Below are 12,448 nucleotides of genomic sequence, written 5' to 3' on the forward strand. Positions count from 1 at the left end.
TCACGCACGCTAGCGCGGCGCCAGCAGCGCCAGCGCACTCTCGAAGTCGAAGCGCTTGATCGCCGCGTCGAACACCGCCATGTTCTCGCTGCCGATGGCCGCCAGCAGGCGTGGGCGCAGCGCGGCGGCCAGGTCGAGGGCGCGGCCGTCGCCGATGTCGAGCATATCGCGCAGGCGCGCCAGTTCGTCCGGATCGGCGGGCGCCGCCGCCGCATCCACCACGGTCTCCTCTTGCGCGGCCAGCAAGGCATCGACCTCCGCCAATACCCGCGCCAGCTCGTCGTCCAGCGCGGCGGGCAGCGTCGGCGCCACTGGTCCGCCATCCTTCAGCGCCAGTTCGACCTCGAGCGCCAGCTGGCGCAGGCGCGCCGCCTCGATCATCCCGGCCGCGCCCTTGAGCGTGTGGGCAATGAGCCTGGCCAGATCGGCGTCGCCGGCCGCCAGCGCCGCGTGCAGGCGCGCCGCCAGGTTGCGGTAGTCGCCGGCGAAGCGTCCCAGCACGCGCAGGAAGAGTTTGCGGTCATCCATCACCCGTTCCAGGCCCGCAGCCAGGTCGATGGCCGGCCCGCCGCGCATCGCGGTCGCGCCGCTCACCGCGTCGTGAACGACCAGGCGCGCGAGACCGCCGCGCCATTGACCGTACCCGTGAATTCGACCTCGTAGGTCGTGGCCGCGTGCAGCGGAAGCAGCGGGACGATGGACGCCGCGGTCCTGGTCCCGAGCGGATCGACGCGCAGCACCTGCAGCGTGACGCCGCCGCGCGGACGCACGGTGAAGCTGCTGACCGCCAGCGGCGCATCGAGGTTGGCGTGCACGCTGATCGGATAACCGACTTCGTTGCGGTCCGGGACCGGATCGGGCTGCTCGGTATTGCTGAAGAAGTTGGGCGCGACCCCGGTCTGGCCATTGAACGGCCAGGTGACGACCGTGCCGCGCGCGATGCCGGGACCATAGCCGTTGCGGCTCGCGAAATCGGCGGTGAAGTAGTGGTAGCCCCTGGCGGAGCTGGCGGCGCCGGTGCCGAGCTCGCGGAACCTGGGCTCGAAGATCACGAAGCGGTGGTAGATCGCGGTGATCAGTTCTTCCACCATGAAGAAGCCGGAACCGTTGTTGGTGCCCGAGATGACCTCGCCGAAGGCATAACCGCCGTTCAGGTCCAGCGTGTACCCGGCCGCGTTCAGGCGGTCGGCCAGGCTGGCGCCGGTAAAGCCCGGGCGGCCCGGTTCCTGGTCATGGCTCATCAGGTTGTTGATGCGCTGGTATTCGGAGTGTCCGAGCGCGGCATTGTCGATTTGCGCGTTCTGGACGACGGCCGGCACGCCGGCCTGGGCGCGCCGGTAATTGATCCAGTTGCGGCCATCGACGGCGATATTGCCGCTCAGGGTGGGCGCAACGGTACCAGGGGTAGGGGCGGGATCCGGCACGGCCGGGTTGGGCGTCACGGCCGTGCCGCCGCCCACCTCGGCCATGGGGCTGTCGCCGCCGCCGCCGCCGCATGCCGCCAGGGCCAGGGCGGCTCCCAGCATCGCGGCGATCATGCGCCAGCGTGGCATATAGCTCATTTAACAACTCCTGTCAATACGTATTCGTGGAGCGTCATTCTAGGCCAAAAAAGGCGGTCGTGACGTGACCTGCGACCATCGCGCAACACCCTTGTATGCCACCCTGTAGAATAAGCCAACCTTTCCCTTGTCGAGTCGACCATTGAAGCTCACTAACCAGCAACGCCTCGCGCGCGCCAAGTTCGCCCTGCCCAGTTTCGTGACGCTGCTGTCGATCGCCTGCGGCTTCGGCAGCATCGTGATCTCGGTCGATAACGCGCGCATCGGCGACCCCGGCGACTTCCGCCTGGCGGCGATCCTGCTGGTGCTGGCCGGCGTGTTCGACGCGCTCGACGGCTTCGTGGCGCGCGCCACCAATACCCAGTCCAGCTTCGGCGTGCAGCTCGACTCGATCGCCGACGTGATGAACTTCGGCTGCGCGCCCGGCCTGCTGCTGTATTGCTACGGCTTCACCCAGCTGGGCGATGTGCATCCGACCCTCGAACGCATGGGCGGCCTGGCCTGTTTCGTGTTCGTCACCTGCGGCGCGCTGCGCCTGGCGCGTTTCAATATCAGCCATGGCCGCACCGACCCGCGCTACTTCGTCGGCATGCCGATCACCGCCGGCGCGGCCTGCGTGGCCTCGGTGGTGGTGGCCTGGCCCGACCCCGTGATCGCGGTGGCGCCGGCCTTCATGGTGTGCGCGCTGATGGTCTGCGTCGGCGCGCTGATGGTGTCGACCATTCGCTTCCCCAGCTCCAAGCACCCCAAGGGCAAGGTCATGCTGGCGCTGCTGGGCGTGAGCGTGGTGTTGCTGGTGCTGTTGCAGGAGCGTTTCTTCGTGCTGTTCTTCCTGGTGTATGTGTGCGCGACGCTGCTGCTTAATATCGGCTGGAAGCTGGGCTGGCGCGGTGTAGCGCCGCCGAAGGTGTTCGAAGATTGACGAGGGGGTTTTAAGCGAACTTGTCGAGCATCGCCGCCAGGTGAGCGGCGCGGGCCTGCGCGTCTTCCAGGTCTTCGGCGTCGCCGGTCTGGGTCAGGATCGATGAAGTCAACAGCTGCACGAAGGAGCGGTCGAGCGCCTTGCGCGCCGCTGCCATCTGCTGCGCGACCGCGTCGCAGTCCGACGGCGAGTCGGCCAGCGCGATCAGTTTCTGCACCCCGCGCAGCTGGCCTTCGATCCGCGCCAGCCGGTTCAGCAAGTCCTTCTTCTGCTGCGCGCTGAGGGCCTTGCCCTCGACGATCCGGAGCGGGCCCTCGACCATCTCAGGCCACCTCGTGTCCGCGCGCGGCGCGCAGGATGCGGAACCAGTCCTCGCGCTCCAGTTCGAAAGTGGCGCCCAGCACCGCTTCGCGGATCGCCGCGATGCGCCCGCTCCCGGTGAGCGGGATCGGGCGGCAGGGCAGGCGCATGATCCATGCGAATACCACGCTGCAGAACGGTTTGCCGATGCGGTCGGCGATCTCCTGGATCGCCTGGTGCAGCGTGGCGCCGCGTTCGTCCAGCGCGTCGAACAGGCGGCCGCCACCCAGCGGCGACCAGATCATCGGCGCGACGCCCAGGTCTTGCAGGCCGTCGAAGGTTTCGTCGAACAGCGGCGCCGTGTGCAGCGGCGAGAACTCGACCTGGTTCGTGGCGAGCGGAATGCGGCGATCGAGCGACTCGAACTGGTGGCGCGTGAAATTCGAGACGCCGAAGTGCAACACCTTGCCATCCTGCTTCAGGCGCGTGAAGGCGGCGGCGATCTCGTCGAACTCCATCAGCGGGTCCGGACGGTGGATCAGCAACAGGTCGAGGCGGTCGGTGCCCAGCTTGCGCAGCGACGCTTCGGCCGACGCCATGATGTGGCTGGCGCTGGTGTCGTAGTGCTGGATCGTGTGGTTCGGGTGCTTGTTCGACAGCAGCTTGATGCCGCACTTGCTCACCAGTTCGATGCGGTCGCGCAGCGACGGTTGCAGGCGCAAGGCTTCGCCGAACAGTTCCTCGACGCCGTAGTTGCCATAGATGTCGGCGTGGTCGAACGAAGTCACGCCCATGGCGATGCACTGCTCGATGAAGTCGACCCGGGCCGCGGCCGGCATGTCCCATTCGGTCATGCGCCACATGCCGGCGACGATGCGCGACAGCTCGGGGCCTCCCGCGCGCGTCGGAATGCGGGGGAAAGTGAGTTCGACAGGCGCTTGTGGCATCGCGGTTCTTTCGTCATGACAGGATCGCATGATTATAGCGGCCGGCGCCGCGCCTTGCGTCAGCCGTCCTGCATGAAAAAAGCCCGCCCGGCGTGACGCGGGCGGGCTCTGTCGAAAGACTCGGGAGACGGTATTACTGCAACCAGAGACGCATCGAATCCCAGGCGCGCCCAAAAATGCTCGCTTCCTGCACTTCTTCCAGCGCCACCACCGGCAGCACCAGCAGCGGCTTGCCGTCGACGGTCATCTTGAGGGTGCCGACCTGGCCGTTCAGCGCCAGCGGCGCGACCAGCGGATCGCGGCGCTCCAGCACCGGCTTGAGCTTGCCCGCCACGCCCTTCGGCACGGTCACCAGGATGTCGCGCGTGAAGCCGATCTTGACGGTCGACTGCGAACCCTTCCAGATCGACGGGGTCTGGATCGCCTGGCCCTTCGAGTACAGCTTGACGGTGTCGAAGTTCTGGAAGCCCCAGTTCAGCAGCTTCTGGCTCTCCTGCGTGCGCACGTCGGTCGAGCTGGTGCCCAGCACCACCGAGATCAGGCGGCGTTCGCCGGTGCTGCCGTTCGGGCGGCGCGCCGAGGTGATCATGCTGTAGCCCGACGACGTGGTGTGGCCGGTCTTCATGCCGTCCACGGTCGGGTCCAGCCACAGCAGGCGGTTGCGGTTCTGCTGGGTGATCTTGTTATAGGTGAACTGCTTGATCGAGTCGATCTTGTACAGCTCGGGGAAGTCGATGATCACGTGCTTCGCCAGCTGCGCCAGGTCGGCCGCGGTCGAGTAGTTGTTCGCGTCCGGCAGGCCGTGCGGATTGGCGAAGCGCGTGCCTTTCAGGCCCATGCGCTGCGCTTCGCGGTTCATCAGGGTGACGAAGGTGGCTTCGTCGCCGGCGACCGCCTCGGCGATGGCCACGGCGGCGTCGTTACCCGACTGGATCATCAGGCCGTGCAGCAGGTCGTTGATCGAGACCGGCACGCGCGGGTCGATGAACATCTTCGAGCTGCTGGCGTCGACCTTCCAGGCGCGCTCGGACACGTTCACCATCTGGTCCAGGGTAATGCGCTTGTCGCGGATCGCGGCGAAAGCGACGTAGGCCGTCATGACCTTGGTCAGCGATGCCGGTTCGATGCGCATATTCTGTTCTTGCGAAGCGATGACCTGGCCGCTCGTCGCGTCGAGCAGCAACCACGATTTGGCGGCGATGGCGGGCGCGGGCACGGTTTGCGCGCTGGCCGAGACCATCACCAGGCTGGCGGCAAAGGCCGCTAACAGTTTTTTCATGGGAAAAATTTCGTCCTTACATAGGGCGGTGGTAGAGCGCAAGGCAATGTCCCGTAGGGAGCATTGCCTCAAGAGAAGGGAATTATTATAGGGGAGTGTCGCGACTAAATGTCACGTCGCCACAGTTGAATCACGAGATTTTTAATGTGACCGAGCTTGCGATGGAAGAAGTGGTCGGCGCCTGTAATGACGGTCACGGGCAGGTCGAGCGGCCGCGCCCAGTCGAAAACTTCCTTCAGAGTAATTGTGTCGTCCAGCTCGCCATGGATCAAAATAGTGTCTTCAGGCACTTGCGGCATCGGCCATTTGCCGGCCGCAGTACCGACCAGCACCAGGCGCTCGGCCGGCCGGCCCTCGGCCGCCAGGCGCAGCGCGAACTGCGCCTGCACGAAGGTGCCGAACGAGAAACCGGTCAAGGTGATCGGCAGGTCCGGGAATTTTTCGCGCATGTGGGCGTACATGACGGCCATGTCGTCGACTTCGCCGCGGCCCTCGTCGTGCACGCCTTCGGATTCGCCCACGCCCCTGAAATTGAAGCGCGCCGCCGCATAGCCGAGCGTCACGAAGGTGCGCGCCAGGGTCTGGGCCACCTTGTTTTCCATGGTGCCGCCATACAGCGGGTGCGGGTGGGCGACCAGGGCGACGCCGCGCGGCGCGCCTTCCGGCAGGTCGAGCAGGCACTGCATCTTGCCGGCGTGGCCGTCGAGGGTGAACTTGTGCGAATGGATATTCATGGGCCTTCGTGTTCCAGGGTCAGATCTTGAGGCGGTCGACGACCTTGCCGCCGACCAGGTGGGTATCGATGATGTCGTCGATGTCGTCGCTGTCGACATAGGTGTACCAGGTGCCCTCGGGGTAGACCACGAGCACCGGGCCTTCCTCGCAGCGGTCGAGGCAGCCGGACTGGTTGATGCGCACCTTGCCCTGGCCGCTCAGTTCCAGTTCCTTGATGCGTTTCTTGGCGTGTTTTTGCGCCTTTTCGGCGCCGCACTTGCCGCAGCTTTGGCGTGCATCCTTGCCTTCGCGCTCGTTCATGCAGAAAAACACATGGTATTTATAAAACTGTTCTGCGTTTACATGGTCGGTCATGTCGTTCTCGCTGGAAAGAGTGGCATGGCATCGCGCCAAAACGCCATGATACCCGCTAGCGATTGAGTTTATGCGAGGGGAGCAAGAGGAACCACAGGGCGACGAAGGGCCAGGCCAGGGCCAGGAACTGGGCCGCGCCATTAAAGTTGAGGAACTTGCCTTGCACCCAGCCCTGCAGCGTGGACGAGAAATACGGGTTCACGGGAATCGTATTGACCACCACCAGGGCCAGGATCAGCGTCACCACCGCCAGCCGGCGCTGCGCCACCTGCGGCGCGAACACCAGGCCGGACAGCATGATCAGGCCGATCAGGAAGCCCCCTTCGGCGCCCGGCGTGACCCAGACCAGGGCGTTATCGGGCCGGAACAGCAGCGAGCTGGCGAAGGCCTTCACCACCAGTGCGCTGGCCAGCAAGGCCAGCATCAGCCAGAAGCGCGGGGCGCCGCGCCGCACCAGGCACATCAGGGTGAGGGCGGCGCCGGTCATGCCGCACGCGGTGATGATGGTTTCGGACAGCCAGTACTGTTCCACGCTCATGATGTCGCTGCCGGGCCGCAGCAGGGCCACCAGGTCGATCTCGGTATCGAACCAGGACGACATCCAGCCGGACAGGATGGGCAGCACCTGGCCGTGGCCGAACAGGTAGCTCTGGGGGTAGATCTGGGCCAGCGGCCAGATGGCCACCAGCACCAGGCCCTGGCTGGCGTGCGGCGCGAACCAGCGCTGGCGCAGCTTGAACAGGCGGCTGCGGTCGAGCAGGCCCGGCGCCCACAGCGCGCCGAGGATGGCGCCGAGCAGGCAGCCGCCGGCATTGGTGGCGAAGTCGAGGTTCGACGGCACGCGGCTCGGTAAATACGTCTGCACCGCCTCCATGGTGCCGGTGGTGAGCAGGCCGGCCAGCGCCGCCAGCAGCACCGCCCACACGCCGCGCACGCGCGGGTACATCGACAGCACCAGCAGCATGCCGAACGGGATGTAGCCGGCAATGTTGACGCCGGCGTCGAAGCCGGTCCAGTAGCGCTGCTTGACCAGGTTCAGGAAGGCGAACATGGACACGCCGTTGTCGCGCCAGCCGGTGAACGGGAACCAGCTGGCGTAGACGATCAGGAGCAGGTAGGCCAGCAGCGCGGCGCGCACGATCGGCGAGCCGCGCGAGCGGCCGGCGGCCACCTCTGCCGGGACTTCCGCTTCGGTCATTTGCCTTGGGTGTCCAGCGACGCCAGCCAGGCCATCAGGTCGGACGCCACCCCGTCGGTGCCGGCGGCCAGCGCCGCCACGCCGCCGGCGGCGTCCTGGCTACGCGCGGGCACGTTGCGCCCGAAGCTGCGCTGGTCGACCAGGCGGTGTTCCTGGAACACCGAGGCGCGCAGCATGACCTGGCCTTCGCTCTGGCCCGCGCTAGCGAAGGCATGAACGAAGTCGTCGATCTCGATGCGCAGGATCGGCACGCCGGTGGCGGCGTCGGTGGCCGACAGCACCTTGACGCCCGACTGCGCCAGGCGCGCCTTGACGCGCTGGGTGACCAGGTTGACCGGGGTCGCGCTCCAGCGGCTGGTGGCGTAGGTGCGCGCCTGCTGCGCATCGGCGTAGTTCAGGCGATAGAACATGCGCTCGGTGTCGAGGGTGGCCGGGCCGGTGACGTCCATGACCACGATGGCGGCCGGTTTCGGGCTTGCTGCCGCCTGCACGGCAGGCGTGACGGGGCCGAAGTCGAAGATGGTGTTCGAGGCACGCTCGGTGCTGCCGCAGCCGGCCAACAACAAGGAACAGGCGATGGCGACGGCGGCCGGGAGGTGGAAGAAGTAGCGGTTCACGGTGATCCTCATTTGGTCGGTGGCGCGAAGCCCGCCTCGCCGGGGCCGGGCGCGTCGCCCGGGGTGCCGAACAGGATGCTTTGCGGGCGATCGGAGAACGAGTTGGCGGTGCGCCTGACCGCGCGCAGCGACGCGCGCGCCTCGTCGGTCATCTGCACCACGTGCGGCAGCGTCTCCAGTTCGAGGTGGCTGGTGGCCGCGCCAAGCGCGCCGATGGTGGTGTTCAGGCGCTCGATCGGGCCGTCGGCCGCCTGCAGGCGCGTCGCCAGCTGGTCGTAGTTGCGGGTCATCGAGGTGGCGCTGTTGGCCAGGGTGTCGATCGAATCCATGCTGCGGTTGACCTTGTTCACCAGGCCGGGCAACTGGTCGAGCACCGGGTCGAGGCGCGGCGGGATAGCTGCATAGGCTTCGGCGGCGCGGTCGACGCTGTCGAAGGCGCCGATCATCCGGGCGCGGTTGTCCTCGCTCAGCAGCTCGTCGAGGCTGGCGGTGACCTTCTCGGCCTTTTCCAGGATCGCCAGGCCGCGGTCTTCGAGCTGGTCGAGCAGGCCCGGACGCAGCGGGATGCGGGCAATGCGGTCGCCGCCGGTGGCCAGGCGCGGCGAACCGGTGCGGTCGTCGTCGAGCTGGATGAAGGCGATCCCGGTCACGCCCTGGTAGCCGAGCGAGGCATAGGTGGTGGACGTGATCGGCGAGGCTTCGTCGACCGACAGGCGGATCAGGATCTGGCCGGTGACGCGCGGGTCGAAGACGATCTCGTCGACGCGGCCGATCTCGAGGCCGCGGTAGCGCACTGTGGCTTGCGGATTGAGGCCTGGGATCGACTGGGTGGTGACGATCTCGTAGGGCACCAGCTCGGTCTTGTCGCGGTTGAACCAGAGGCCGATCAGGACGGTGGCCACCAGCAGCGCGATCGTGAAGATGCCGGTCATCAGGGCATGCGACCTGTTTTCCATAACTATCGATTCTCCGGTTCATGCTGGGCGTGGCGCTCGTCGAGCACTTCCAGCGCCCGCTGGCCGCGCGGGCCCAGGAAAAAGTGTTTGATGAAGGGGTGCTCGACCTGCAGCACGTCGCATGACGGTCCCACCGCCAGCACGTGCTTCTCGGCCAGCACCGCGATGCGCGAGGACAGCGCGAACAGGGTGTCCAGGTCGTGCGTGACCATCACCACCGTGAGTTTCAGTTCGCGGTGCAGGGTCTGGATCAGGGCGACGAAGGCGTCCGACAGGTCGGGGTCCAGCCCGGCCGTCGGTTCGTCCAGGAACAGCAGCTGCGGCTCGAGGGCCAGCGCGCGCGCCAGGGCGGCGCGCTTGACCATCCCGCCCGACAGGTCGGCCGGCATCTTGTTGGCGTGCTCGGGGCCCAGGCCCACCATATTCATCTTGAGCAGCACGGCGTCGCGGATCACGTCCTCGGGCAGCGAGCGCAGTTCGCGCATCGGCAGGGCGATGTTATCGAACACGCTCAGCGCCGAGTACAGGGCGCCCTGCTGGAACAGCATGCCCCAGTGGTTGCGCATGCGTTGCAGCTGCTGGGGCGAGGCCGCGCTGATGTCCTCGCCGAACACGTGCACGCTGCCCTGCGCCGGGCGTTCGAGGCCCAGCATCTGGCGCAGCAGCACGGTCTTGCCGGTGCCGGAGCCGCCGACGATGGTGAGGATCTCGCCGCCGTAGATCTCGAGGTTCAGGTCCTGGTGCACCACGGTGCGACCGAATTTCGTCCACAGGTTGCGGATCTGGACCACCGGCGCGCCGACTTCCTCCTCGGGACGCAGGTTCAGTTCCTGCTTGCGCGCTTTTTTCGAGTCCACCATCAGAAGCCCGTCCCGCTGAAGATGATGGCGTACACCGCGTCGGCCAGGATCACCACCGTGATCGCGGTGACCACCGACGTCGTGGTGCCGCGGCCCAGGCTCTCGGTATTGGGCTTGATGCGCAGGCCGAAATGGCAGGCGATCAGGGCGATCAGCACCCCGAACGTGGCGCCCTTGAGCAGGCCGATGGTGTAGTTGACGAAGGGGACCGCGTCCGGCAGCTTTTGCAGGAAGTAGCGGAACGACATGCCCATCTCGATCTTGGCCGAGACCATGCCGCCCAGCAGGGCCATGGCATCGGTCCAGACCACCAGCAGCGGCATCGAGATCGCCAGCGCGATCACCTTGGGCATGATCAGGCGGTAGCCGTGCGAGACGCCCATCACCAGCATGGCGTCGAGTTCTTCCGTCACCCGCATCACGCCCAGCTGGGCGGTGATCGAGGAGCCGGAGCGGCCGGCGACCAGGATTGCGGCCAGCAGCGGCCCCAGTTCGCGGATCACCGCCATGCCAAGGATGTTGACCAGGTAGGCGTCGCCGCCGAACATGCGCAGCTGCTGCGACGACAGGTAGGAGAGCACGATCCCGATCAGGAAGCCGACCATGGCCGTGATGCCCAGCGCCTGGAAGCCGGAGTGATAGATATTGGCCGAGATCTCGCGCCATGGCCCGGTCTGCGGGCGGCGCAGGAAGCGGCCCAGGTCCTGGATCACGATCCCGATCAGGCCGATGAAGCTGCGCAGGTGCTCGAAGAAGTCCAGGATGCCGGCGCCCAGCTTGATCACCCAATGGAAGGGGCTCACCCGGTGGCGCGGCAGCTTGATGTGGCTGGCCTCTTCGATGCGCTTGAACAGGTCTTCCTGGCGCGGGTCGAGTTTGAGGCGCTTGGGACGCTCCTTGTTCCAGGTATTCCAGAACATCTGGGCGCCGATATGGTCGAGGCTTTCGATGCCGGACAGGTCCCATTCGCAGGCGCCCTTGTCCTTCAGGCCGGCCAGCTGGCGCGTGATGCCCTTGAGGACGCCGCGCTGCGACAGGCCGTGGACTTGCCACACACCCTCGGCAACGACAGATTGGCCGGGCCCCTGGCCGGACTGTTGAATGATTAATGTTGGCGCATTTTCAATCTGCATTACGCCAGTGTAAAAGAGAATCGAGGCAGTTGCCAGCCACGATACGGTATGGAAATTGTAGGACGTTAGGCCGCCAGGTGGCGCGCCTGGCGGGCGGGGGCCACGGCGCGCGCGGCGTCGATCGGCTTCACGTTGCGGCTCGGGGCGTCGACCTTGCCGGCGTAGTCGCTGGCCAGCAGCGCCGCCGCGTCATCCGCCGCCATGCCGCGCAGCTGCAGCCACTGGGCGACGAGCTTGGCCAGGCGGTCGAGGGCGATGCGGTGGGTGGCGTCGGTATGGGCGTAGATCCAGTCCGAGAAGGCCATGAAGTTGTCGAATGGCGTCTCTCCCAGCAGGACCGGGATGGTGTTGGCGAAGCGGCCCGAGTTGGCCACCAGGTCCCAGTAGCGCGCGAAGCGCACCAGGCGCTGCATGGTGGCGAAGTCGATTTTATTTGTCGCCAGCACCGTATAGGGCGGGTAGGGATCGTAGACCATGCCGAATTCCTGGGTGTGGCGGATGATCGGCGTGCCGCGCAGGCGCTTGAGGATGCCGAACTGGATCTCTTCGGCGCCCAGGCTCACCAGGTGGTCGAAGCCGCGCGCGAAGCTGGCCACGTCCTCGCCCGGCAGGCCGGCGATCAGGTCGACGTGCAGGTGGGCGGTGGAGTGCTGCGTCAGCCAGCGGATGTTCTCGGCCGCTTTTTCATTGTTCTGGCGGCGGCTGACCAGGGTCTGCACCTCGGGGTTGAAGCTCTGGATGCCGATTTCGAACTGTAGCGCGCCGGCCGGAAATTTGGCGATGGTCTCCTTCAGCGCCTCGGGCAGGTGGTCGGGCACCAGCTCGAAGTGGGCATAGACCGGGTCGTTCGGGTAGGCCTCGATCTTATCGAGGAAGAACTGCATGATGCGCAGGCTGGTCTTGACGTTCAGGTTGAAGGTGCGGTCGACGAACTTGAACAGGCGCGCACCCTTGGCATACATGGTCTCCATCTCGGCCAGGAAGGTGTCGAGCGGGAAGGGCCAGGCGGTCTTGTCGAGCGAGGACAGGCAGAATTCGCACTTGAACGGGCAGCCGCGCGAGGCTTCCACGTACAGGGTGCGGTGGGCGATGTCGTCTTCACTATATAGAGAGTAGGGCAGGACGATGTCTTCCATCGGCGGCTGCACGCCGGCGTGCACCTTCATGATCGGCTTGGGACCATCGAGGATCTCGCGGCACAGCTTGGGGAAGGTGACGTCGCCCCAGCCGGTGACGACGTAGTCGGCCAGTTTCACGATCTCCTGTTCGCCGGTCTCGTGCGAGACTTCGGGGCCGCCCAGGATGACGGTCACCTGCGGCGCCACGCGCTTGAGCATGGCCACCAGGCGGGTGGTTTCTTCCACATTCCAGATATAGACGCCGAAGCCGACGATGCGCGGCTCATGGGCCAGGATGCGTTCGACCAGGTCGGTGGTCTTGGCGCCGATGACGAATTCCTGGATCGTTGTCTGGTCCTGCAAGAGGCCCATATTGGCCAGCAGGTACCGCAGGCCCAGGGAGGCGTGCGTATAGCGGGCGTTGAGGGTCGAGAGCAGGATCGTCATGATGGATGGGGCGTGCGGCG

The 12,448-nt window shown here is 66.3% G+C and carries 14 protein-coding genes; 1 reads left to right on the forward strand and 13 read right to left on the reverse strand.

The features are described from left to right. Nucleotides 1-9: 9 nt before the first annotated feature. The gene (locus tag Q9246_RS15910; RefSeq protein ID WP_306391615.1) at nucleotides 10-594 is read right to left on the reverse strand and encodes an Hpt domain-containing protein; all 585 of its coding nucleotides are present in this window, start codon (nucleotides 592-594) and stop codon (nucleotides 10-12) included. Continuing rightward, on the reverse strand, nucleotides 591-1,562 hold the full coding sequence (locus Q9246_RS15915; RefSeq protein WP_306391616.1) for a CAP domain-containing protein: 972 nt from the start codon (nucleotides 1,560-1,562) through the stop codon (nucleotides 591-593). Before Q9246_RS15915 ends, Q9246_RS15910 begins: the two co-directional genes overlap by 4 nt. Nucleotides 1,563-1,704: 142 nt before the next feature. On the opposite strand from Q9246_RS15915, the gene pssA reads away from it, so the two are divergent. Then, entirely contained in the window at nucleotides 1,705-2,484 is a 780-nt protein-coding gene (gene pssA, locus Q9246_RS15920) for a CDP-diacylglycerol--serine O-phosphatidyltransferase (RefSeq protein WP_306391617.1), read from the forward strand. 10 nt (nucleotides 2,485-2,494) lie between these two features. Here the strand turns inward: pssA and Q9246_RS15925 are convergent, their stop codons facing one another. The 11 genes from Q9246_RS15925 to Q9246_RS15975 form a co-directional block, all read right to left on the reverse strand. After that, nucleotides 2,495-2,806, reverse strand: a complete 312-nt coding sequence (locus tag Q9246_RS15925) for a metal-sensitive transcriptional regulator (RefSeq protein ID WP_306391618.1) — start codon at nucleotides 2,804-2,806, stop codon at nucleotides 2,495-2,497. A gap of 1 nt (nucleotide 2,807) precedes the next feature. Next, nucleotides 2,808-3,731, reverse strand: coding sequence for an aldo/keto reductase (locus Q9246_RS15930; RefSeq protein ID WP_306391619.1), 924 nt, complete (start codon nucleotides 3,729-3,731; stop codon nucleotides 2,808-2,810). 133 nt (nucleotides 3,732-3,864) lie between these two features. Then, nucleotides 3,865-5,010 (reverse strand): D-alanyl-D-alanine carboxypeptidase family protein, encoded by a 1,146-nt coding sequence (locus Q9246_RS15935; RefSeq protein ID WP_306391620.1) that lies wholly within the window; start codon nucleotides 5,008-5,010, stop codon nucleotides 3,865-3,867. Nucleotides 5,011-5,114: 104 nt separating this feature from the next. Beyond that, a complete protein-coding gene (locus Q9246_RS15940; protein WP_306391621.1) occupies nucleotides 5,115-5,744 on the reverse strand; it encodes an alpha/beta hydrolase in 630 nt (209 codons plus the stop codon). A gap of 19 nt (nucleotides 5,745-5,763) precedes the next feature. Further along, complete coding sequence (locus Q9246_RS15945; RefSeq protein ID WP_306391622.1) at nucleotides 5,764-6,099, reverse strand: (2Fe-2S) ferredoxin domain-containing protein; 336 nt, start codon at nucleotides 6,097-6,099, stop codon at nucleotides 5,764-5,766. Between the two features lie 55 nt (nucleotides 6,100-6,154). Beyond that, on the reverse strand, nucleotides 6,155-7,297 hold the full coding sequence (locus tag Q9246_RS15950) for a VanZ family protein (RefSeq protein ID WP_306391623.1): 1,143 nt from the start codon (nucleotides 7,295-7,297) through the stop codon (nucleotides 6,155-6,157). After that, nucleotides 7,294-7,914, reverse strand: a complete 621-nt coding sequence (locus tag Q9246_RS15955; protein WP_306391624.1) for an ABC-type transport auxiliary lipoprotein family protein — start codon at nucleotides 7,912-7,914, stop codon at nucleotides 7,294-7,296. The genes Q9246_RS15950 and Q9246_RS15955 overlap by 4 nt, the downstream gene beginning before the upstream one ends. Before the next feature lie 8 nt (nucleotides 7,915-7,922). Continuing rightward, nucleotides 7,923-8,870, reverse strand: a complete 948-nt coding sequence (locus Q9246_RS15960; protein WP_306391625.1) for an MlaD family protein — start codon at nucleotides 8,868-8,870, stop codon at nucleotides 7,923-7,925. Nucleotides 8,871-8,872: 2 nt separating this feature from the next. Beyond that, the gene (locus tag Q9246_RS15965; protein WP_306391626.1) at nucleotides 8,873-9,730 is read right to left on the reverse strand and encodes an ABC transporter ATP-binding protein; all 858 of its coding nucleotides are present in this window, start codon (nucleotides 9,728-9,730) and stop codon (nucleotides 8,873-8,875) included. Next, nucleotides 9,730-10,863: an MlaE family ABC transporter permease gene (locus tag Q9246_RS15970; RefSeq protein ID WP_306391627.1), complete on the reverse strand. Its 1,134-nt coding sequence runs from the start codon at nucleotides 10,861-10,863 to the stop codon at nucleotides 9,730-9,732. The genes Q9246_RS15965 and Q9246_RS15970 overlap by 1 nt, the downstream gene beginning before the upstream one ends. 65 nt (nucleotides 10,864-10,928) lie before the next feature. Further along, entirely contained in the window at nucleotides 10,929-12,428 is a 1,500-nt protein-coding gene (locus Q9246_RS15975) for a B12-binding domain-containing radical SAM protein (protein WP_306391628.1), read from the reverse strand. Nucleotides 12,429-12,448 lie beyond the last annotated feature (20 nt).

The organism is Telluria beijingensis, from assembly GCF_030770395.1.
GTDB classification, from domain to species: Bacteria; Pseudomonadota; Gammaproteobacteria; order Burkholderiales; family Burkholderiaceae_D; genus Telluria; species Telluria beijingensis.

Bases quoted from the DNA above. Each gene is read 5' to 3' on its own strand.
- Q9246_RS15945 (WP_306391622.1), bottom strand. From the start codon at position 6,099: ATGACCGACCATGTAAACGCAGAACAGTTTTATAAATACCATGTGTTT.
- Q9246_RS15960 (WP_306391625.1), bottom strand. From the start codon at position 8,870: ATGGAAAACAGGTCGCATGCCCTGATGACCGGCATCTTCACGATCGCG.
- Q9246_RS15970 (WP_306391627.1), bottom strand. From the start codon at position 10,863: ATGCAGATTGAAAATGCGCCAACATTAATCATTCAACAGTCCGGCCAG.
- Q9246_RS15950 (WP_306391623.1), bottom strand. From the start codon at position 7,297: ATGACCGAAGCGGAAGTCCCGGCAGAGGTGGCCGCCGGCCGCTCGCGC.
- Q9246_RS15935 (WP_306391620.1), bottom strand. From the start codon at position 5,010: ATGAAAAAACTGTTAGCGGCCTTTGCCGCCAGCCTGGTGATGGTCTCG.
- Q9246_RS15975 (WP_306391628.1), bottom strand. From the start codon at position 12,428: ATGACGATCCTGCTCTCGACCCTCAACGCCCGCTATACGCACGCCTCC.
- Q9246_RS15915 (WP_306391616.1), bottom strand. From the start codon at position 1,562: ATGAGCTATATGCCACGCTGGCGCATGATCGCCGCGATGCTGGGAGCC.
- Q9246_RS15930 (WP_306391619.1), bottom strand. From the start codon at position 3,731: ATGCCACAAGCGCCTGTCGAACTCACTTTCCCCCGCATTCCGACGCGC.
- Q9246_RS15940 (WP_306391621.1), bottom strand. From the start codon at position 5,744: ATGAATATCCATTCGCACAAGTTCACCCTCGACGGCCACGCCGGCAAG.
- Q9246_RS15965 (WP_306391626.1), bottom strand. From the start codon at position 9,730: ATGGTGGACTCGAAAAAAGCGCGCAAGCAGGAACTGAACCTGCGTCCC.
- Q9246_RS15925 (WP_306391618.1), bottom strand. From the start codon at position 2,806: ATGGTCGAGGGCCCGCTCCGGATCGTCGAGGGCAAGGCCCTCAGCGCG.